Source organism: Taibaiella soli (assembly GCF_003236175.1).
Classification (GTDB): domain Bacteria; phylum Bacteroidota; class Bacteroidia; order Chitinophagales; family Chitinophagaceae; genus QKTW01.
Window position 1 is genome coordinate 164877 of the sequence record NZ_QKTW01000017.1, and the last position, 19563, is coordinate 184439.

Genomic DNA, 19563 nt, shown 5'->3' on the forward strand with positions numbered 1-19563 from the left:
CCAATGGTGTGCCCAGAACAGGAATCGAACCTGCACTACCTTGCGATAACCAGATTTTGAGTCTAGCGCGTCTACCAATTCCGCCATCTGGGCTTTTTAACTCACTTGATCATCTCAGCGTTATAACTAACTCTTTATGAAGACCGTTTGTGTGTTAATGGGCAGCAAAAATAAGTACTCTTTGTTGAATTCGCAAGAGGTATTTTCTCCGAAAGTAAAAATCTTTGATTTTTGGCAGCAAATCGGGTGTTTGTTCACCATTGTCAAATTGGCTTAAAAGCGGTGCCACGACTGTATCCCAGCCACTCATTTGTTCTTCTAAAGCGGCCAACGCATTTTTTTTTGCAGATTCGTTTTCTTCGTCCATTTCATACTCAGTAATGGCTTCATTGAGTTCCATCATCTCCATTAAGAACGCTGGCGGCAGGTTGTATTTCTCATCTTGTTCCAACAGGCCGTTTAATTGAAGGACATAAGCCATCGTTGCGTCAAGATTATTTAATGTCTTGTATGCATCGTTATTAATGGCGGCCATTCTGAGTGCCTCTGCACGGTGCGCATGATCAGCCATGGTAAAACGGTCGGGATGATACTTGCGGCTTAACTCATAAAATTTCGATTTCACTTTCGCGGAATCAGGCTTGAATTGCGGCTTCAAGTCATATAGTTCAAAGTAGTTTATCATCGTTGCTGAATTAGCGCATTCTATTTGCACGCAAAAATAGCGAAGATGGTTATGCCTCCAAGTAAGCGTTAAAAGGAAATGTTCAATTTTTATTGATGATTGCAGCTTTAATCAGTCGTCTGGTGTATTTGCGGTGCATTGCAAATGGATCATTATAGGACGCTGTTGCAGCTTGTATTTGGGCATGGTGATAATAATTTCATATTTAACTTTCTCCGAATCTGGCCAGAGTGGCGGCTTCTACTCATATTGATAAATACGTTTGTCATTAAATCATCGATTGTAGGCGTTATATTTGTTTACAAAATCTAGAACATGATGCGTATCGGATTGATCCGCGAAAGAAAAACACCACCAGATACTCGTGTAGCGCTTACTCCCAAACAATGTGCCAACCTCATGCAGCAGTATCCCGGTATGACAATCGTTGTAGAACCGTCTCCAAACAGATGCTACACCGACGACGAATACAGGGCCGAAGGAATCACGATTCAGGAAGACCTGAGTGATTGCGATGTGTTGCTTGGCATCAAAGAAGTAAAAATTGACTATCTGATTCCTGGAAAAACATATTTCTTCTTCTCGCACACTAAAAAGAAACAACCATACAACCAGAAGCTGATGCAGGCGCTGATCGAAAAAAAGATCCGCATGATCGACTATGAATGCCTGACGCATATCGATGAACAGCGCATTCTGGGTTTTGGCCTGTACGCCGGTATTGTCGGCGCACATAATGGCTTGCTGACTTACGGTAAAAAAACCGGCACTTATCAACTGCCTGCAGCGCATGAAGTGGGCAGCTATGAAGACATGCTCAAAGCTTACGAACAAGCCATCATCCCGAATATCAAAATTGTGGTGACGGGTTCCGGCAAAGTAGCCGCAGGTATTTTGGATGTAATGACGCAACTAGATATTGAATCTGTAGAACCGGAAGATTTCCTCACACACCAATACGACTATCCCGTATATACGCACCTGAAAGGCGCGGCGTTGTATGCAAGAAAGGACAATGATCTTTTTCACCGCGACGATTTTCATGCCAATCCGGAAGCGTACAAATGCTTGTTCTCCCAATATGTGTCACAGACTGATATTTTAATGAACGGTATTTACTGGGATGAAAAAATTGCGCGTCTGTTCGAGAAGCAGGACATCCTGCGCAATGACTGGCGCATCAGCGTCATTTCAGATATTACCTGTGACGTGGATGGTTCCGTGCCGATTAATGTTGGCGCATCTACTATTGCAGATCCTGTGTACGGCATCAATCGCAAAACACAGGAAAAAGAAGTAGCATTCCAACCCAATAAAGAAGTGATCGATGTAATGGCGGTTGATAATCTGCCTAATGAATTACCGCGTGATGCATCTCAATATTTCGGAGTGCATTTCGAGAAATTTGTACTCAGCGAATTACTGAAAGAAGAGAGCGATATTATCCGCAGAGCAACTATCTGCGAAGATGGAAAACTCACTTCGCATTATGAATACCTCAGCGATTACGCATACGCTTAAAAATCTAGCTGAAAACATAAAGCTCAAAGCCTAAAGCCGTGGAGAAATTCACAAGCCCATTTCATGAATGCGGGCAAGCTTTAAGCTTTGAGCTTTTGATTTATTTCATTTGCTACAATAGCCATCATCACCTACAGTAGCTAAATATCGCACTGCCGTAAGTGAAGGGAAAAAGAAATAACCAGCGCCTTTTACGGTAACAAAACGTTCCAGACCTTCTATCTGCGTACCAACGGGTTCGCCGGGTATTGTAAATACACGATCCTTATCTTCATGTTTGACACCAATTATCGGATCTGGATCTGAACACAACTGACCATCGTTCGGATAATTACACCAGGTGTATTGTATGAATTCAAACTGGCGGGAAATGTCTGCATTGAAGCACATGAAATGCAGACCATGTTCTTCTGGATTTTCGATAACATATGGCCGTGCTCTTCTGACTATCCGATGTTTCTTGGTTAACTGAATGGACCGTTCGGGCGTATTGTCCTCAAAATGATCGCGTGGATTTGCACGTCGTACATGTGAGCCGTATGGGCATTTCAAACCATCAGGGTCGCCAGCATAGCTGATTTTGTCATCCAACATTACCTTTTCACTGTAACTATTACCTGGATCGTTATCCGGATATTCAATAAGCGATGCCCCACTCGGCCACCTGCCCATCATCTTTGCCGCAAGTCTGTTGCGTCGCTCTTCATCTGTTCCTTTATCCAGGATGGATTTTTCATCTATAAACTTCCAGAAGCGATCTACATGTTGTTCTAACTGACGGTACACAAGAAAAGTACCATTACGCCCAAGATCCTTGCAACCGCTACCGGCTGCATCTGCGGGCAGTAAATTCATATTGCCCTGTGGCGTCGTAATAATCGGCGTCTCCGGATAAACACCGTATTCATTTTTATACCCAAGAATAAATTCACCCGTTGCAATTGTGTTGGAAGGATCTCCGGGTCTGCCGCTTCCGGCAATTACCGGTTGTGAAATACCGTCTCTGAATCCGAAATGCTCCCGGTTGTGTGGCAAGCTGTAACCATCTAACACAGCAACTTCCTTAAGTTCAAATTGCACCAGATTCCTATTTAATTCTGCAAGATATCCATTTAGTATCTCCTCCGTTTCGCCAAAGACCATCAGCAGCGCATGCCCTACTCTTTCCGATTCCATTGGGTCTTTGTCGTTCGTTTCCGGACTGCCCCACCGCCATTTGCCAGGCGCACTCTCATCTTCGTCACCCAACAAACGTTGCCGGTGCGGTGTAAAAATGCCTTCCCTGAATTCGCGGTTGAAATTTTTCATGTTGTCATCAGAGAGTCCCAGTGATTTTAATCCCCAAGGTGTAAAAGCAATATTAAGACAACGATGGATTCCTCTGTTTTCCAAACCGGCGCTTGTCAGCTGCGGATAAACAGTTTTAAGCCATCCATACGCATATTCCCGAGATGAAGGAAAATTGAGCAATAGCATCCGGGATGCCTTCATGTTTTTGTATGCATAAAGCAGATATCCCTGCACATCGTCCAGCTCCACTGTTATATCATTGTCTGGTATCATAAATAAGAATTAGAATCGTTTCAAAAATGCTTTCGCTTTGTTTTCGTCCAGATCGCGCATCAGCTCTGCGTAGATGTGCCCGTTATTGTTGATATTCTTGATGGAGAGATTAGGGTAAGCGCTGTACCAGACTTGTGTATCTATTTCGGTAAGACGGCTCCAGGCTAAAAAATGTTCTTCATCATAAGCACCTTCAAAAATCAACATCCAGGTTTTGGGAAACAGTTGTGTGTTGCTAAATACGGCCGACAATCCTTTACCGCATTTATCGATAAAGTCACAGAGATACTGTTGCCAGCTACCATCAAAATTGCTGGAGAAAAACACTCTTTTATTATCGTCGATAAAAATCCATTTCGCAAAATGTATAGTAGGAATACCCATCAGCTTGCCTTTTACAAAATGAATCCTGGAGAGGAAATTGGTTACAAAAAGCAAAAACTTGAGTGTTACAAGCCGCATCCAGCCTGGCTTTACGGCGAGCACCTGTGAAAACTGATTTTGAAAATAGTAGTCTTCATATGTTTCCAGGGTGGCCATGTGTGCTTCATCCAGCTGACTCCGCATCAGCGTAATCGGCCGATCACGGCGCTCATGAAACAACTGCAACCATATAGCCCACATCAACATCGCGACGGCAAGAATAATTGCAGGTCCAATCAAAATGGGCAAAAGCGGGATGACGATGTAAGGCCATTTGCGGGTAGGCATACTTGTTTTTTTCAACCAGGGAAACAACGGCTGCTTGTCCTCACCAGTGGCTGACTGAGCTGCGTTACGCAATGATTGATGCACCTCGCGCGCGGACCGGCCTTTGAAATCATGACTATTCAGGTGCTTTCGCAAAAAATCCCGTAAGCCTTCTTGTTGTTTGATATCAACGACTGTTCGGCCCGGCGACCCGATATAGTAAGCCGCGCTTTTTACAGCATTTTGTTTTAGGTAATCAAAGATTTTATGAACGTGCAGGTCTGTGTTTACTGTCTCATCACTACTGCTGCTTGCTCTCTGCGGAAAATCAATACAGTAATCATAAATCGCGACCAATGGTTCATACAGATCGGCAATCAACCGCAGCAATAAAGAATCCGGCGATTCATCAAAATTGGAAGTAAAAACTAATTGCGGCGGGGTCAAATCTCCATTCACCGAGCTTTCATCAAGAATAGTCCACCGAAAATAATGCACGGTGTCTGCAAGTTGCTGAAACGCTTCAATTGCCTTCAAAGATGTGGCATCGGGTTGCGTTCCATTTGCTGATCGCGTATCGTTTCTTAATCTCAGAAGGTGCTTTCGCAGGTCATCTACTTTCGACGGTTTGATAGGAACGATGACCGTAACCGATTTCTGTGTCGACATTGGATAATTTATTTATAAACTATATCAAAATCAATACCAATAATCTATTTATATATATTTTTCGTAAATTCAAAGTACGAATAATTTCGCCGACGAGCAAAAAACAGTAGCGAAGCCTATCCTGAAAATGCCATGAGACTAATTTTTAAAGCAAGTTTATGTTCAGGATATTTAACGCCGAGCGACTCGTTCACAGTGGAGCGCAGACCACCATCATCAAAAACGACGAACAGCCATCATCGGCTGCAACCTGTGTAAAGATTACCAATTCTGAATTTCCATCGAAGGAAGTATTAAGCTATCTTGAAAATGAACTGACATTATCTGCAGTCGGATGTACATCGGTACGGAATGCATTACAGCTCACTACTGTTGAAAATCACCCCGCGCTTTCACTGGAATATATAGCGGGAAGTAGCCTGAGAGAATACATGGAGCCCGCATCGGCAAGCATTACTGACAAGATATCCGTAAGCTTAAACATCTGCAATGCGTTGGTCGATTTACATCGGCATAAAATTTTACACAACAACATTTGCCCCGAACACATCATCCTCAACGAACAATCCGGAAATGCTGTTTTTATTGATCTCGGCATTGCTCATGTTCTGGAAAAAAAAGCGGGCAGACACTTTGATATTCACCTGGCCGAAAAAATGTCCCCGTATTATATATCACCCGAAAATACCGGACGCATTAACCGGAATATCGATTTACGAAGTGATATTTATTGCACCGGATTAGTGCTCTACGAACTGTTTACGGGTGAAAAGCCGTTTGAACTCAAAGACAAATCCGAACTTATTTACGCGCACATCGCTAAAAAGCCGGTTCCACCTGCATTAATACGCACAAAAATTCCGCTGATCATTTCAGACATCATTATGAAGATGCTGGAAAAAAATCCCGAAGACCGCTATCAGTCCGCATCTGGCGTGCTGTACGATCTTGAAGAATATCATACGAGGCAGGCAGAAGGCAATGAAACAAACTTCCCGCTTGGCAGTCGTGATTTTTCCAGCCGGTTTATCCTTCCATCAAAAATTTATGGTAAAGAAAGAGAACGGGAAACCTTGCTCGAAAAATTTGAGACATGTGCAAACGGCGCGAAGGATTTCTTATTGTTATCTGGTGTGCCCGGCGCGGGGAAAAGCACCCTTGTGGCTGGCATCCAAAAATCTGTGATTGCTGCGAATGGATTTTTTGTAACGGGCAAATTTGACCAGCTGCAGCACAGCGGCCCCTACTCTGGTTTTATACAAGCCTTTCGCGAAGTCATCGATTTAATATTGACCAAAAATGACCAGACAAAAACAGAGTGGCGCCATCGCATTCTGCAATATGCCGGGGAATCGGGCCGCGTACTGACCGATCTCATTCCAGATATGGAAAACCTGATTGGCAGCCAGCCGCAACTTCCTGAGCTCTCTGCTGTCGAATTGCAAAACCGGTTTAATTACATCCTCGCCGGCTTTATTAAAGCTATTGCTTACGAAGGCCATCCACTGGTGTTGTTTATCGACGATATACAATGGGCCGATACCTCGTCAGCCTATCTTTTCGATCTAATTTTTAATGATAAAGACATCCGTTACTTGTTGGTGATCTGCGCTTACCGGAACAATGAAATCGATGAGGCTAATTCCGTAAAACAACTGCTGGCACGGCTGGAAGATGAAAATGCGCCATGCACTGAAATAGAAATGAGTCCGCTGACATTGGCACACACGGAAGAATTGGTTAAAGACTTGTTCCGTACCGGACAAGATGACAACGCAGCATTTGCACAACTGGTTTACGATAAAACTAAAGGCAATCCTTTTTATACCAGAAGATTTCTGCAGTCGGTCTACGATGAAGGTTTTCTTTTTTTTGATGATGAATCCTGTAAATGGCAATGGAATAAGGCAGACATCGAGCAGATGAATGTATCGGGTAACGTGGCTGACCTTATGATTCTTGCGCTCAAAAAATACCCGGCGACAACATTGCGGATTCTGCAGATCGCTTCTTGCATTGGAAACAGGTTTGACCTGAATCTCGCTGCAACCGTTTTAGCTACCGGTACGCTGTCACTGCAAGAACAATTGCGTGGGCCACTCGCCGATGAAATCATTATAGACATTGGTGGTGTGTTTATGTTTGCGCACGACCGGATTCAACAAACAGTCAACTCGTTGATACCAGAAAATGAAAGGCAGGAAATTCATCTCCGCATTGGCAAGGCCTTATCAGATCAGTCGAATGAATCAAAAAGCGTAGCTGATATTTTCACCATTACCAATCAATGGAATGCTGGCATTGATTTAGTAATCGACGAACAGGACAAGCTGCTCGCTGCCGGTTTAAATACAGAAGCAGGAAAAAAAGCAAAATCATCAGCAGCCTACAATCAGGCGCTCGGTTATTTCGATACTGCAATCACTTTGCTTGGCAATAATTGGACGCAGCAATACGACCGGCTCTTGCAGACCTATGAACAAGCCGCAGAATCTGCATTTCTCGCTGCCGAAATGGAACGCGCCAACGAATTGGTACAGATTATTGAAACCAATGCAAGAACACCCATCGAGGCACTCAAAGCCTATGAAGTCAAAATACAAAAACTGATCGCGGGCCATGAATACAAAGAAGCCGTAGAATTTGCCATCAGCATACTCAGCCGTTTTGATGTCAGGATTCCGTTACATCCGCACAAACTGGCAGTAGTAATGCGTTTGCTCTTTACCACTTTTATTACGGGACGCAAATCACCTGCTTTTTTTGAAAAGCTACCGCAGATGACCGATCGCAATAAGCTGGCAGCGGTGCGGCTTTTATCTGTTGTTACCTCTGCTATCGTACTCACCTATCCGGATCTGTTGCCGCTCGTTGTTTTCAAAAACATCGAGCTGTCGATGAAGTATGGCTTATCGCCCAAATCGCCTTTTTCATTTATGGGCATCGGCTACATTATGAGCGTTTACATGCAGCAGATAGAAAAAGGTATCGCATATGGAAAAATTGCGCTGAGCCTGAGCAGAAAGCTGCGCACCAAAGAGCTGGACGCATCGCTGCTAATGACTTATTACGTATACCTTGCCCATTGGACAATGCCTTTGGCAGATACAATTCCTGAACTGGAAAAAGCATTTATAACCGGCGCAGAAACGGGTGATTTTGAATTCACCTCCTACCTCGCACACAACATCACATACCATTCATTTTTCGCAGGATTGCCTTTAGATAAACTCGCCGACCGCAGCGAAGAGCTCAACAATCAGATCGAAAAATACAAGCAGGAGTTTACCATTACCCGACTAAAAGTTTTCCGGCAGGCAATTGCGCAATTCATTGTAAAAACGCCACAGCCGCATATCCTGGCGGGTGAAATATTGGATGAAAATCTTATCCGGTTACCAGAAAGCGAACAAAACTTCGGATACTTTCAAAACCTGTATCTCGTAAAAACGGTGCTGGCACTGTATTTCAATAAAAGCGAAGAGGCATTTGATTATGCGGTCAAATGCGAAAAATATCAGGAAGTTGTAAAAGGCTCTGTGGTGTACCTTGGTTTTTATTACTACGAAGCGCTGGCAATCACCGCTGGCATTGCAGGAAAAGAAGAAACCGAACAAAAGAGATTACAGAAGAAGCTACATAAAAACCTCAGTCTTATCCGGCAATATGAACGGTATTGTCCGCAGAATTATGCACACAGACGACTACTCATTGAAGCAGAAATAGCACGTCTCGAAGACAGGAAAGAAGACGCCCGGCTTTTGTACGACAAATCAATCAGACAGGCCGTTGAAAACAAAATGTTGCATGATGAAGCGCTGGCCTGGGAACTTGCCGGGAAATTCCATATCCAGACAGCCATCGAACAGATTGGCGTCTTTTACATCAACAATGCCCTGCTCGCCTACAGACGCTGGGGCGCCTCCGCAAAAATAGAAGACCTCGCAGCCAGATATAGCCATTTGGACATTCGACTACCGGAAGAACCGGGGCAGACAGCAATAGCACGCGACACAGACATTGATCTGGGAACGCTACTGAAAGCATCTACTGCGCTATCGGGAGAGCTGGTACTTTCCAGTCTGCTGGAACAACTGATGCATTTACTGGCCGAAAACGCAGGCGCACAAAGCGGTTTTATTATGGTTGAAAAAGCCGGGCATCTTAACGTAGAAGCCGAACTGGTGCCAGCAACCGGACAGATCAGCACATTACAATCCAGGTCGCTCGATGAAATAAAAACCGCACCATTATCGGTCATCAACTATGTGATTGCGAAGCGGGAAACCGTGCTGCTCGACAACGCCGCGGAAAGTGCGCTATTCAGAGACGATCCGTTTATAGTAAATCATGCACCGAAATCAATTCTTTGCATGCCGCTGATCAGGCAGGGTAAGCTGCAAGGCGTCATCTACCTGGCGAATGAAATTACCATCGGCGCATTTACAGAAAGCCGAGTCAGCTTCCTGAAATTACTTAGCACACAAATTGCCATTTCCCTTGAAAATGCACTTTTCTACAGTGATATGGAACACAGGGTCAGCGAACGCACCCACGAACTGAATCTGGAAAAACAAAAATCAGAAAATCTGCTGCTGAATATATTACCCGGAGAAATTGCCAAAGAGCTGAAAGAAACGGGAGAAGCCAGAGCGCGCCGTTTCGACAACGTCAGCATTCTGTTTACAGACTTTAAAGATTTCACGAAAAAAAGCGAGCTGCTTACACCGGAAGAACTGGTATCCATACTCGATATATACTTCCGGCATTTTGACAGCATCATATCCAAATATGGAATTGAAAAAATAAAGACGATCGGTGATGCGTATTTATGTGTGGGCGGCATGCTTTATTCCGATGCCGAAAGCGCACTCAATATTGTAAAAGCTGCGCTGGAAATACTGGTATTCGTAGAACAATTGCAACAAGCACGGGAAGCTGCAGGTTTGGTCTCATTCAGCATCAGAATGGGCATTCATGTTGGACCGGTCGTAGCAGGAATCGTCGGCGAGAAAAAATTTGCCTACGACATTTGGGGCGATGCAGTCAATACAGCAGCGCGTATGGAGCAAGCCAGCGAACCCGGCAGATTGAATATTTCGCACGATACCTGGCTGCTGGTTAAAGACCACGTGATTTGCACGCACCGCGGTAAGATCGAAGCCAAAAACAAAGGCATGATCGATATGTATTTCGTAGACGGACTGAAAGAAAACGATACACAACAATGGACTGTAGCAAGCGATGAGATTGCTCTTTTAAAATCGCCGGTGCGCTAGAAAATCAGTCCCAACCAAAAGATTCGCATCAAGCAGACATTAAATTATTAAAATATTATTTATTATATTGTATTAACATATTCAGCCTACCATGCAATTTGAGAAGGTTAAGAAATTTGTTTTGGAAAGACTTCTTGAAGTGTTGCCACCGAACCTCACATATCACTCACTGGAACACACGAAGGATGTTTACCATTCGGCCGAGCGGCTGGCCGGCCTTGAAAACATATCAGGTGAAGATTTGCAGATACTGCTTACGGCAGTATTGTTTCATGACGCGGGCTTTTTGCAGCAGCAAAAAAATCATGAACTGATCGGATGCGATCTGGCGCGAAAATATTTACCCGACTATGATTACAACCAGGATCAGATTGAACGGATTTGCGGGATGATTATGGCGACAAAGATTCCGCAGACGCCGGCCAACAAACTGGAGATGATTATCTGCGATGCAGACCTCGATTACTTTGGCAGAGATGATTTTTTTACAGTCGGTAACCGGTTGTTTGACGAACTGCGCACATTGGGCACCATTCACAGCGAGAACGAATGGAACCTCTTGCAGGAAGATTTTCTGGAACATCACAGATATTTTACAGAATCAGCGAAAGCACTCAGAGGAGACCGTAAAGCAGAACACCTCGCCGTCATAAAATCCAAAATAATAAAATAACTATTGAGATGAAACTGGCCAACAACTTCCCTTCCCTGATACAGGACACCGTACACACAGTTGCCGGAGTGGTGATTGCGGGATTTGCATTGAAAAGCTTTCTGGTACCCAATCAATTTCTGGATGGCGGTGTTACCGGCGTTTCACTGCTGCTGCATGAAATGTTTCACTGGAACCTGGCCATGCTGATTATTCTCGTAAATCTTCCGTTCATTATCATTGGCTCATTTCTGGTAAATAGAAAATTTGCCCTCAAAACATTGGCCTGCGTAGTGCTGCTCTCCCTCTGTCTTGAGTTTTTACCATATCCTGTGGTGACATCAGAAAAAATACTCGTATCCATGTTCGGCGGTTTGTTCCTCGGCATCGGTATCGGTCTGGCAATGCGCGGCGGTTGCGCGATTGACGGCCTGGAGATTCTGGCATTGTACACCATGCGCCGTAGCAGCTTTACCATCAGCGAAATTATACTGGGACTAAACGTCATTATCTTTTTACTCGCAGCGATGCACTTCGGACTGGAACGGGCACTATTTGCAATGCTCACCTATTTTGTTGCCAGTCGTACGATACATTATGTAATTGAAGGTCTGGAAGAATATACCGGCGTTACTATTATCTCCGGAAGAAGTCAGGAAATAAAAGAAGCATTGGTATTACAAACCGGCAGAGGCATTACCGTATATAAAGGCGAAAGAGGATTTCTGAAAGATAGCTTTGAAATAAGCACAGATTGTGATATTGTATTTACAGTCGTTACCCGGCTTGAAGTGAGAAGACTAAAAAATCTCGTGCACAGCATCGATCCGAACTCCTTTATTTTTACCCACCGGATTAAAGAAGCAGCCGGCGGTGTTTTAAAACGCCGTGCCAGCCATTGATGCGGCCGGCTACAATTCACAACTCGCCTTCTTATCAACTTTCCGCGATTGCTGAAAAAGCACCGCAACATCGCCCGAAACGATCATCGCGTCGGTCACTGCGCTGGACAAACGCGACAACTGCTGATAAATGCGAAACAGATCATGAATATCCATGCTATCATCAAACGCAAAACCAGAAGCGAGCATATGCTCCAGTGCTGCTGAAATAGCATCAAGATTGCGCTCAACGCCGCTTTTACGTTCATTTGAAATAGCTAAAAAAGTACGAGCTGACTGTATCATATCTAATAAACTTTAAAGATGCAAAGGTCTTGTAAGCCAACTTATTCAAAATGCCCAAAGAGACACAGTTTCTGCCCAAAAGGACTTTTCGGTTATACAATACCATTTTAGTGGCTTCTCGTCAATTGCTGATATATTTACCGTCCGTTTCCCAAAGCACCCAAACGGAATAACAGCTATGAATGAAGACCAAGCGACAATAATCCACCGGAGAACACCAGAATCTGCAGCGATGGTTGAAAATACCAGACGCGCCATGGCGATCACCACCAAACTAAATCATCTGACGTTTAACGACCCTGCGGAAGTTCGCGTTTTGTTTAGCGAACTCATTGGAAAACCAGTAGATGAAAATTTTATCCTGATCCCTCCGTTCTACACCGCAGGCGGTACTGAAATCACCGTAGGCAAGAATGTGTTCATCAATCAAAACTGCACACTCTATGATCTTGGCGGACTTACGATTGAAGACGATGTAATGATCGGACCTAATGTAAATATCATTACCACCGGTCATTCGCTTGATCCCGTACAACGCCGCACAGTGACTATTGGAAAGCCAATCATAATCAAACGTAATGTCTGGATCGCAGCAGGTGTAACCGTTATCGGTGGTGTAACGATTGGAGAAAACGCTGTCGTCGCAGCAGGATCTGTAGTAACAAAAAATGTGCCCGCTAATACTTTAGTCGGCGGTAATCCGGCGAAGGTGATTCGAATGATAGAAACAGCATTGAATGAAACAATCAAAGAAAGTTAGATGAAACAAGGAATGATCTGGTTATTGTTGCTCGCAGCCGCAGTGCAAACAAATGCACAAACATTTGAACAGCGCATCCAACATTTTGTAGATTCTGTTTACAACAAAAATCCCGAAGCCGTTGGTTTTCTGTTGCACGTAGAAGCGCCAGACAAACACATCTCCTGGGATTATGCCGTTGGGTATGCCAATCGTACAACCAAACAAAAACTCAGTGCCAACCAGCCGGTTTTGATAGCCAGCAATACCAAACCTTATGTTGCAGCTACGATCTTAAAACTGATGGAAGCGGGCGAGCTTGATATCAATCAGCCGATTCATTCTTTGCTTAAAACGCACACCGATAGTTTACTGCGAAGCGCGGGCTACCAAACAGAAAGCATCACGGTAAAACATCTGATGTCTCACACTTCGGGTATTAGAGATTATGTGGATGAAGATTATTTTGCTTTCGAAAACGCGCACAAAAAACACACATGGACCAGAAACGAACAGATACAACGTGCCGTGAAAGCAGGTCCGCCGTTAAAAGCTGCTGGTGATACTTTTCGCTACGCGGATATCAATTATATTTTATTAACGGAAATCATCGAACAAAAAACAAAGCAGCCTTATTACCGCGCCATGCGGTCCCTACTCGACTACAAGCAACTGCATTTGAACAATACCTGGTTTGCCAAATTCGAGAAAGCTCCGGCTAGCGCAAAGCCACAAGCGCATCAATACTGGGATGAATTCGGCTGGGACACTTATGATCTCGATCCATCCTGGGATCTGTACGGTGGCGGCGGTATGATCGCCACAGTAAGTGACATGGCGAAATTCTTTCAATACCTCTTCAACGGCAAAGTCATCCACAACCAAAATATCCTTGCCTTAATGACGACCGACGTACCGCCCAATCTCCAAATCAACTATTGCCTCGGCATACGCAAGGTCACCTACGCCAACCAAAAAGGCTATAACCACGGCGGCGGGTTGGGCACTGATGTCATTTATATCCCTGCACTAAACGCCACGATTGCAGTGGCCGCATTGGAGACTTCACACAGACCGGTGGCATTAGAGATTAGTAAGGGAGTGGTGAGGGAGCTGGGGAGGAAATGAAGAACTGCAAATGTTTCGCGTTCGCCTTTAAAAGCGAACACCCAGCTGACGAAACATCTGTATCGGATTGCAAAATTGAATCGAAAAATGATCGCAGGGTTCCGGAATAGCGATTCTTGATTTCATTCGGGGATTGCTGATTTCGTGCGTTACAATAGTATTGCCAAGCTCTGATGCGGCCGCAATAAGCCATGCATCAGCTTCATCAGCATCCAAAAATTCATTAATAGCTCCGGGAGAATAATGAAATGCCCGTTCAGCAGCCCATTGCGCGATTCGACTATAAGCGACTATGTGTCTGGAACTATCCTCAAAAAAATCAGCAGGTAATTCGGCATCAGCCCAATCTTTGAGATGGTCGTTGCCTTTTCTGATTTCCGCCCCTACCTTGTCAAGACTTCTTATAATGCCCTGCCCTGCTAATTCTTTAACCTTATTCCAAAACGAGGGAACGACGTCAAACGGATAATGTGCCCGATGTGCTGTTATAAAAAAGTTTGCATCTAACAAATAAGCCATTCTCTATTTCAACTTAGCGTTTATAAAATGATGATAGGTATCTCCACTAAGCCCCGTCAGCTTATAAGCTTCACGATGAGAAAGTTTACCCTGCTGAACAGCCTGATCAATAAATGCAGCGAAACGAAGACTAACACGATTTATTTGATTATTATAGTAATCTCCGCCACCGTTTGATTCTTCTTTTTTCTGCTGAGCCTGAAATTGCCATTGGCTATACCAGCTAAAAAATTGCCCTTTTGTAATAAACCCCAGATCCAGTGCACGCCTTGCTATTACAATACGACTTACCTTAAAATAACGGGCGACATAGCCAAGATCAGAACGTTGCTGCCATACATTTTTGAATATAGTTCCCGGCACTAAAAATTCTGCGGCAACCTTATCACAAAGCTGCTCGACCGGATCATTCGCCGGCATAAACTGATTAGTATCAAAACCTGCGCTTTTACCTAGCCAAACATGCGCCAATTCGTGAATCAACGTAAATAATTTAGCTGATTCTGCATCGCTGTTGTTGATGAATAAAAATGGACAATACTCGTTGACTAATATAAATCCCCGGCATTCAGCGGCATCAATTTTTCGCTTTGTATTATTCCCAACAATCCCGTTCACAACGACAATAATTCCAATTTCCTCAATTTGGTTGACGAGAAAACGGAAAGCGCTGGGCGCATCCTTAACATCAGAAGCCCAGTCCAATGCTAACCCCAGCGTATTGCGAATATCCTCAACAATATCTTCAATTCCATTCTTTGTAGAAAATCTTCCAATAAAAGACAACGGTTGATGTCCGTCCTCCTGCAAATACTCGCTCAGCCACTGCTGACGTTGCTGTAAGCTTCTTACCGTATCCGCAATATTTAAACTTATATCACTGTTTACAATTTTACTACCATGTCGAAAATAAGGGAATGGCAATGTTTCTTTAGGTGGCTCAGGCAAAAATAAATAGCCGAACGGCAAATGAACACGCTTTGAAAAAACCTCCAGCTGCTTGACGGTTGGTTCTGCTTCTTGCTTGAGCCATTCAGGCAATCTGGGCAACGCCTTTACTAAATCATCCACCGTTTTCCCAGACCTCTTTAAAGCCCAGAAAAGCATTTCAGGATTTATTTTTACCGTGGTACTCATATTTTCACGAAAATAATTAATTAGCACATTCAGAAATCAGAGACCCAAAAAATCCTCACCCCTACTTTACATTCACTCCAAACTGCATCATCACACTCAATATTCTTTGCATCGCCAACAGACCACGTTCAAGATCTCGGCGATCCGTGTCGTTGTGCCATCGTGAGTGCGTTCTTTTTCGTCAGACTTTTTCCAGTGCGAAATCAGATTCATACTTCCTCATACCTCGTCATCGGGAAGACCCGCGTGGTGTGTTTTTCCCCATGTCACGTCGACCCTAAGGAGACGTCCCGCTAAACATGCAAACCCACAACACGCGGGATCCCTCTTTCATCGGGACAAACACGAGTAAATCATTCGATGGCAAACATAGGATACCCCATCACGAGCACCATCGACTTCCGACATAATTCAATGGAATTACCAAAGACAAGCGCGAATACAAATTATCTCCTCCGCGCAATTGCGTGGGCAGCATATTCCGCAGATTTCCCACATTCACCACATTCCCGCCCTACTTCACTTCCAAACCAAACTGCTTCATCACTCCCAATATTCTTTGCATATCCGGTGGACCACCAGCATTGATGATCTCGGCGATTGCTCTGAAATATTCCGGGCCGATGCTTGCTTGCGATAAAGAACAAAGTACGCGTGTCGGCACCGTTCCGGTATTATTAAAGCCGTGCACAATGCCGCGTTTAATAAACAATGTATCACCGGGATTCAACACTCGGATTTCATCGCCATAAATCTGGTGCAGCGTGCCTTCCATCACATGAAGCGTTTCATCAACGTCGACATGGTAATGCGGTGCAGGCACTTTTATATTCGGTGGCACCAGCATTTCAAATACCACCAATGTGCCGTCGGTATCCTGGCCATCGAACAGGAACTTGAGCTTTAGCTCGCCAATAGAGATCTCTTCTTTAAATACGGGGAACATGTGTGTGAATTTTCATATAAGATAAAATAAATCGCTGATATCTGATTTCCCTGATCACTGATTTTTGCGAATGGTCAGTTGTCAGTTGTGAGCTAACCAAGATGTCCACTTTTTAAGGTTTTAACCATTTAACTTTTTAGCTATTTAACTTTTCCCCCAGAAATGATGGCACAAATCTTTTATAGTTAAACTGATATCAATAAAGTAACCAAAAACATTAATTATGAAACCAATAATCAGCTTGCTAGTCTTGGCACTCATGACCGGGTCTGCATCAGTTAATGCGCAGAGTACCACTAAAAAAGCGGAAAAAGAAGTGTCAAAAGATGCTACAAAAGCCGCAGATAAAACTGCGGAAGTTGCGTCTAAGGGCAAATCCTCCGTTGTCGATAAAGTTTACAAAGACAAAGAAGGGCCAAACGGTGAAACGATCTACATCGACGCCCACTCAAAATACTATTGGGTCGACAAGAAAGGACATAAGGAATACATCGCCAAGGATAAGCTCAAGAATAAGAAATAATACCAGCAATCCGGCAAGACGCTCTTCTTGCCGGATTTTTTTTGCCCTAAAAGATTGTGACACAGAGCAATCTGCATTTCTTGTCGTCGACCTATTGATTTACCAGGCAGACCTACTTTAAAACGAGGTGGACCTTGTTCAGGTACAAGGTCCACCTACTTTTTTACTAGGTCCACTTACTTCACCTACCAGCTCGACCTAATTCAGAACGAGGTCTACCTGCTGCTGCAAAAGGTCGACCTCGTTTACCTACAAGCCCGACCTAGTTTCAAACAAGGTCCACCTACTTTTTTACTAGGTCCACTTACTTCACCTACAAGGTCGACCTACTTCCGAACGAGGTCTACTTACCTCCATACAAGGTCAACCTTATAATTGAGCCATCCAGACAACTAAATTGAGCCCGTCAGACATCCTGTCGTCTATCCAAAACAAGGAGCTTTGTGTCTTCAAAATCTATTATCAGTCATGACAGGAATAACAAAAATAAAACTGGGCAATAACGGTCCTGAAGTATCAAAACTGGGACTCGGCTGTATGCGCATGTCGCCGGTATGGGGATCTGCAAAACCGGATGAAGCGGAAAGCGTTGCTACGATTCAGCAGGCACTGGACAACGGCATTAATTTTTTAAACACAGGTGATTTCTATGGCGCCGGTCATAATGAAATGCTTGTCGGCAAAGCGATCAAAGGCAGACGCGACGATGCATTTATCAGCGTAAAATTTGGCGCCATTTTTTATGGCAAACAAATGCTGGGCCTCGACCTTCGTCCAATAGCCATCAAGAACTTTATCAATTATTCACTGGTTCGTCTGGGCGTTGATGTGATCGATCTTTATCAACCCTGCCGTTTAGACAACAGCGTGCCTATAGCGGATGTAATTGGCACCGTCGCAGATCTGATTACAGAAGGAAAAGTCCGTCACCTCGGCGTATCGGAAATAACCGCAGAACAACTTCGTCAGGTACACGCGATCCATCCCGTAGCAGCGCTGGAAATTGGCTATTCGCTGGCGGATCGTCAGATAGAAAACGAGTTGCTGCCTGCTGCAAAAGAACTGGGTATTGGCGTGGTTGCTTTTGCAAATACAGCAGAAGGCTTACTGACCGGCGACCTTAAAGCGCCATTAGCTGAAAATGATCATCGTCTGCACTTCTCTCGTTTTCAGGGCGACAACCTCAAACAAAATCTGGAGAAAGTAGAAATTCTGAAGCAACTGGCAAAAGACAAAGGCACTACCACAACACAGCTTGCAATTGCATGGGTCAATCAGCAGGGCGAGCACATCATGCCTTTGGTGAGTATGAGCAAAAGATCGAGACTGCCGGAGAATATGGCAGCTATGGAGATCCATTTTACGCCGGAAGAAACCGCATTACTAAATACAAATTTTGCACCGGGCGCAATGCTGGGTGGTACCTACCTGCAGCGTTAGGCTGCAATTAAATAACTTTGCGCTGTGACGAATCCAAGCGAAATCATTCCGGGCCTTATTTTTTATGCCTATCTCTCTGCACAACGGAAAGACAAAGTAAGCTTCCTCGAGCACAACACCCTGGTGTTGGTGGCCTCGGGGCAGTTTACTTTAGAGACATCCGGCCAGAAAGTAACCATGCGAAAAGGCGAAATGCTGCTGATCGGCAAAAATCAACTCGCTACAATTACAAAGACGCCATTACCCGGCGAAGATTACGAGACTATTGTGATCTCACTACAGGAGGAAATGCTGCGCCAGATTGTGCTGGAAGAACAATTGACGATGCAGGAGAAATATAGTGGTCCGCGTAATGTGCTCATACCGCCAACGGATTTTTTACGTGGTTATTTTCAGTCAGTGCTACCCTATGTCCGCAATCCGGAAGCGACCTTAACTGATGCGATGGGCATGCTCAAAGTAAAGGAAGGCGTAAAACTAATACTCCATGCAATGCCCGGACTTCGTTCTTTGTTGTTCGATTTTTCGGAGCCGCATAAGATCGATCTGGAAAAATTTATGCTGGGTAATTTTCATTTCAATATTCCCCTTGAAAAATTTGCACAGCTGACTGGTAGAAGTCTCGCGGGATTTAAGCGTGATTTCAAGAAGGTATTTGACGCGGCACCTAAGCAATGGCTAATGGAACGACGCTTAACGGAGGCACGTTATCTGATTGAGAAAAGTCGCAAGCCATCTGATATTTATCTGGATCTTGGCTTTGAAAGTTTGTCACATTTCTCTCGTTCCTTTAGCAGAAAATACGGTAAGGCACCTTCGGAATGGAAAGCTGCGTAAGCGAAGGCAAACGTGAAATGTCAAACGTGAAATGATTGTGCCAGCTTT

The 19563-nt window shown here is 44.3% G+C and carries 16 protein-coding genes and 1 tRNA gene; 9 read left to right on the forward strand and 8 right to left on the reverse strand.

The features are described from left to right. Positions 1–9 precede the first annotated feature (9 nt). A tRNA-Leu gene (locus DN068_RS12205) sits at positions 10–93 on the reverse strand. A 61-nt stretch (positions 94–154) separates the two neighbouring features. After that, a complete protein-coding gene (locus DN068_RS12210; protein ID WP_165836378.1) occupies positions 155–658 on the reverse strand; it encodes an iron-sulfur cluster co-chaperone HscB C-terminal domain-containing protein in 504 nt (167 codons plus the stop codon). A gap of 342 nt (positions 659–1000) precedes the next feature. Here DN068_RS12210 and DN068_RS12215 point away from each other — a divergent pair, with 342 nt between their 5' ends. After that, positions 1001–2206, forward strand: coding sequence for an NAD(P)-dependent oxidoreductase (locus tag DN068_RS12215; protein WP_110999213.1), 1206 nt, complete (start codon positions 1001–1003; stop codon positions 2204–2206). A gap of 105 nt (positions 2207–2311) precedes the next feature. Here DN068_RS12215 and DN068_RS12220 read toward each other — a convergent pair whose 3' ends face one another. Continuing rightward, complete coding sequence (locus tag DN068_RS12220; protein ID WP_110999214.1) at positions 2312–3769, reverse strand: Dyp-type peroxidase; 1458 nt, start codon at positions 3767–3769, stop codon at positions 2312–2314. A gap of 9 nt (positions 3770–3778) precedes the next feature. Next, the gene (locus DN068_RS12225) at positions 3779–5128 is read right to left on the reverse strand and encodes a hypothetical protein (RefSeq protein WP_110999215.1); all 1350 of its coding nucleotides are present in this window, start codon (positions 5126–5128) and stop codon (positions 3779–3781) included. Positions 5129–5286: 158 nt separating this feature from the next. On the opposite strand from DN068_RS12225, the gene DN068_RS12230 reads away from it, so the two are divergent. The 3 genes from DN068_RS12230 (at position 5287) to DN068_RS12240 (ending at position 11961) form a co-directional block, all read left to right on the forward strand. Next, positions 5287–10407 carry an adenylate/guanylate cyclase domain-containing protein gene (locus DN068_RS12230; protein WP_110999216.1) on the forward strand — a complete coding sequence of 1707 codons (5121 nt, stop codon included), beginning with the start codon at positions 5287–5289 and terminating at the stop codon, positions 10405–10407. Positions 10408–10528: 121 nt separating this feature from the next. After that, positions 10529–11080, forward strand: coding sequence for an HD domain-containing protein (locus DN068_RS12235; protein ID WP_165836379.1), 552 nt, complete (start codon positions 10529–10531; stop codon positions 11078–11080). Between the two features lie 8 nt (positions 11081–11088). Beyond that, on the forward strand, positions 11089–11961 hold the full coding sequence (locus tag DN068_RS12240) for a YitT family protein (protein WP_110999218.1): 873 nt from the start codon (positions 11089–11091) through the stop codon (positions 11959–11961). Between the two features lie 9 nt (positions 11962–11970). Here DN068_RS12240 and DN068_RS12245 read toward each other — a convergent pair whose 3' ends face one another. Beyond that, positions 11971–12246, reverse strand: coding sequence for a hypothetical protein (locus DN068_RS12245; protein ID WP_110999219.1), 276 nt, complete (start codon positions 12244–12246; stop codon positions 11971–11973). 178 nt (positions 12247–12424) lie between these two features. Between DN068_RS12245 and DN068_RS12250 the strand changes: the two genes are divergently transcribed. Then, the gene (locus DN068_RS12250) at positions 12425–13006 is read left to right on the forward strand and encodes a sugar O-acetyltransferase (RefSeq protein WP_110999220.1); all 582 of its coding nucleotides are present in this window, start codon (positions 12425–12427) and stop codon (positions 13004–13006) included. Beyond that, a complete protein-coding gene (locus DN068_RS12255) occupies positions 13007–14113 on the forward strand; it encodes a serine hydrolase domain-containing protein (RefSeq protein ID WP_110999221.1) in 1107 nt (368 codons plus the stop codon). 27 nt (positions 14114–14140) lie between these two features. Here the strand turns inward: DN068_RS12255 and DN068_RS12260 are convergent, their stop codons facing one another. The 3 genes from DN068_RS12260 to DN068_RS12270 form a co-directional block, all read right to left on the reverse strand. Then, positions 14141–14632 carry a DUF4411 family protein gene (locus tag DN068_RS12260; protein ID WP_110999222.1) on the reverse strand — a complete coding sequence of 164 codons (492 nt, stop codon included), beginning with the start codon at positions 14630–14632 and terminating at the stop codon, positions 14141–14143. Between the two features lie 3 nt (positions 14633–14635). After that, positions 14636–15769 (reverse strand): ImmA/IrrE family metallo-endopeptidase, encoded by a 1134-nt coding sequence (locus tag DN068_RS12265; RefSeq protein ID WP_110999223.1) that lies wholly within the window; start codon positions 15767–15769, stop codon positions 14636–14638. A gap of 514 nt (positions 15770–16283) precedes the next feature. After that, the gene (locus tag DN068_RS12270; RefSeq protein WP_110999224.1) at positions 16284–16715 is read right to left on the reverse strand and encodes a cupin domain-containing protein; all 432 of its coding nucleotides are present in this window, start codon (positions 16713–16715) and stop codon (positions 16284–16286) included. Positions 16716–16938: 223 nt separating this feature from the next. Between DN068_RS12270 and DN068_RS12275 the strand changes: the two genes are divergently transcribed. The 3 genes from DN068_RS12275 (at position 16939) to DN068_RS12285 (ending at position 19515) form a co-directional block, all read left to right on the forward strand. Continuing rightward, on the forward strand, positions 16939–17238 hold the full coding sequence (locus DN068_RS12275) for a hypothetical protein (RefSeq protein ID WP_110999225.1): 300 nt from the start codon (positions 16939–16941) through the stop codon (positions 17236–17238). 468 nt (positions 17239–17706) lie between these two features. Next, entirely contained in the window at positions 17707–18678 is a 972-nt protein-coding gene (locus tag DN068_RS12280; RefSeq protein WP_110999226.1) for an aldo/keto reductase, read from the forward strand. Positions 18679–18702: 24 nt separating this feature from the next. Further along, positions 18703–19515 carry a helix-turn-helix domain-containing protein gene (locus tag DN068_RS12285; RefSeq protein WP_110999227.1) on the forward strand — a complete coding sequence of 271 codons (813 nt, stop codon included), beginning with the start codon at positions 18703–18705 and terminating at the stop codon, positions 19513–19515. The last annotated feature ends 48 nt before the right edge of the window (positions 19516–19563 follow it).

Bases quoted from the DNA above. Each gene is read 5' to 3' on its own strand.
- DN068_RS12215 (WP_110999213.1), top strand. From the start codon at position 1,001: ATGATGCGTATCGGATTGATCCGCGAAAGAAAAACACCACCAGATACT.
- DN068_RS12220 (WP_110999214.1), bottom strand. From the start codon at position 3,769: ATGATACCAGACAATGATATAACAGTGGAGCTGGACGATGTGCAGGGA.
- DN068_RS12225 (WP_110999215.1), bottom strand. From the start codon at position 5,128: ATGTCGACACAGAAATCGGTTACGGTCATCGTTCCTATCAAACCGTCG.
- DN068_RS12230 (WP_110999216.1), top strand. From the start codon at position 5,287: ATGTTCAGGATATTTAACGCCGAGCGACTCGTTCACAGTGGAGCGCAG.
- DN068_RS12240 (WP_110999218.1), top strand. From the start codon at position 11,089: ATGAAACTGGCCAACAACTTCCCTTCCCTGATACAGGACACCGTACAC.
- DN068_RS12245 (WP_110999219.1), bottom strand. From the start codon at position 12,246: ATGATACAGTCAGCTCGTACTTTTTTAGCTATTTCAAATGAACGTAAA.
- DN068_RS12250 (WP_110999220.1), top strand. From the start codon at position 12,425: ATGAATGAAGACCAAGCGACAATAATCCACCGGAGAACACCAGAATCT.
- DN068_RS12255 (WP_110999221.1), top strand. From the start codon at position 13,007: ATGAAACAAGGAATGATCTGGTTATTGTTGCTCGCAGCCGCAGTGCAA.
- DN068_RS12260 (WP_110999222.1), bottom strand. From the start codon at position 14,632: ATGGCTTATTTGTTAGATGCAAACTTTTTTATAACAGCACATCGGGCA.
- DN068_RS12265 (WP_110999223.1), bottom strand. From the start codon at position 15,769: ATGAGTACCACGGTAAAAATAAATCCTGAAATGCTTTTCTGGGCTTTA.
- DN068_RS12270 (WP_110999224.1), bottom strand. From the start codon at position 16,715: ATGTTCCCCGTATTTAAAGAAGAGATCTCTATTGGCGAGCTAAAGCTC.
- DN068_RS12275 (WP_110999225.1), top strand. From the start codon at position 16,939: ATGAAACCAATAATCAGCTTGCTAGTCTTGGCACTCATGACCGGGTCT.
- DN068_RS12280 (WP_110999226.1), top strand. From the start codon at position 17,707: ATGACAGGAATAACAAAAATAAAACTGGGCAATAACGGTCCTGAAGTA.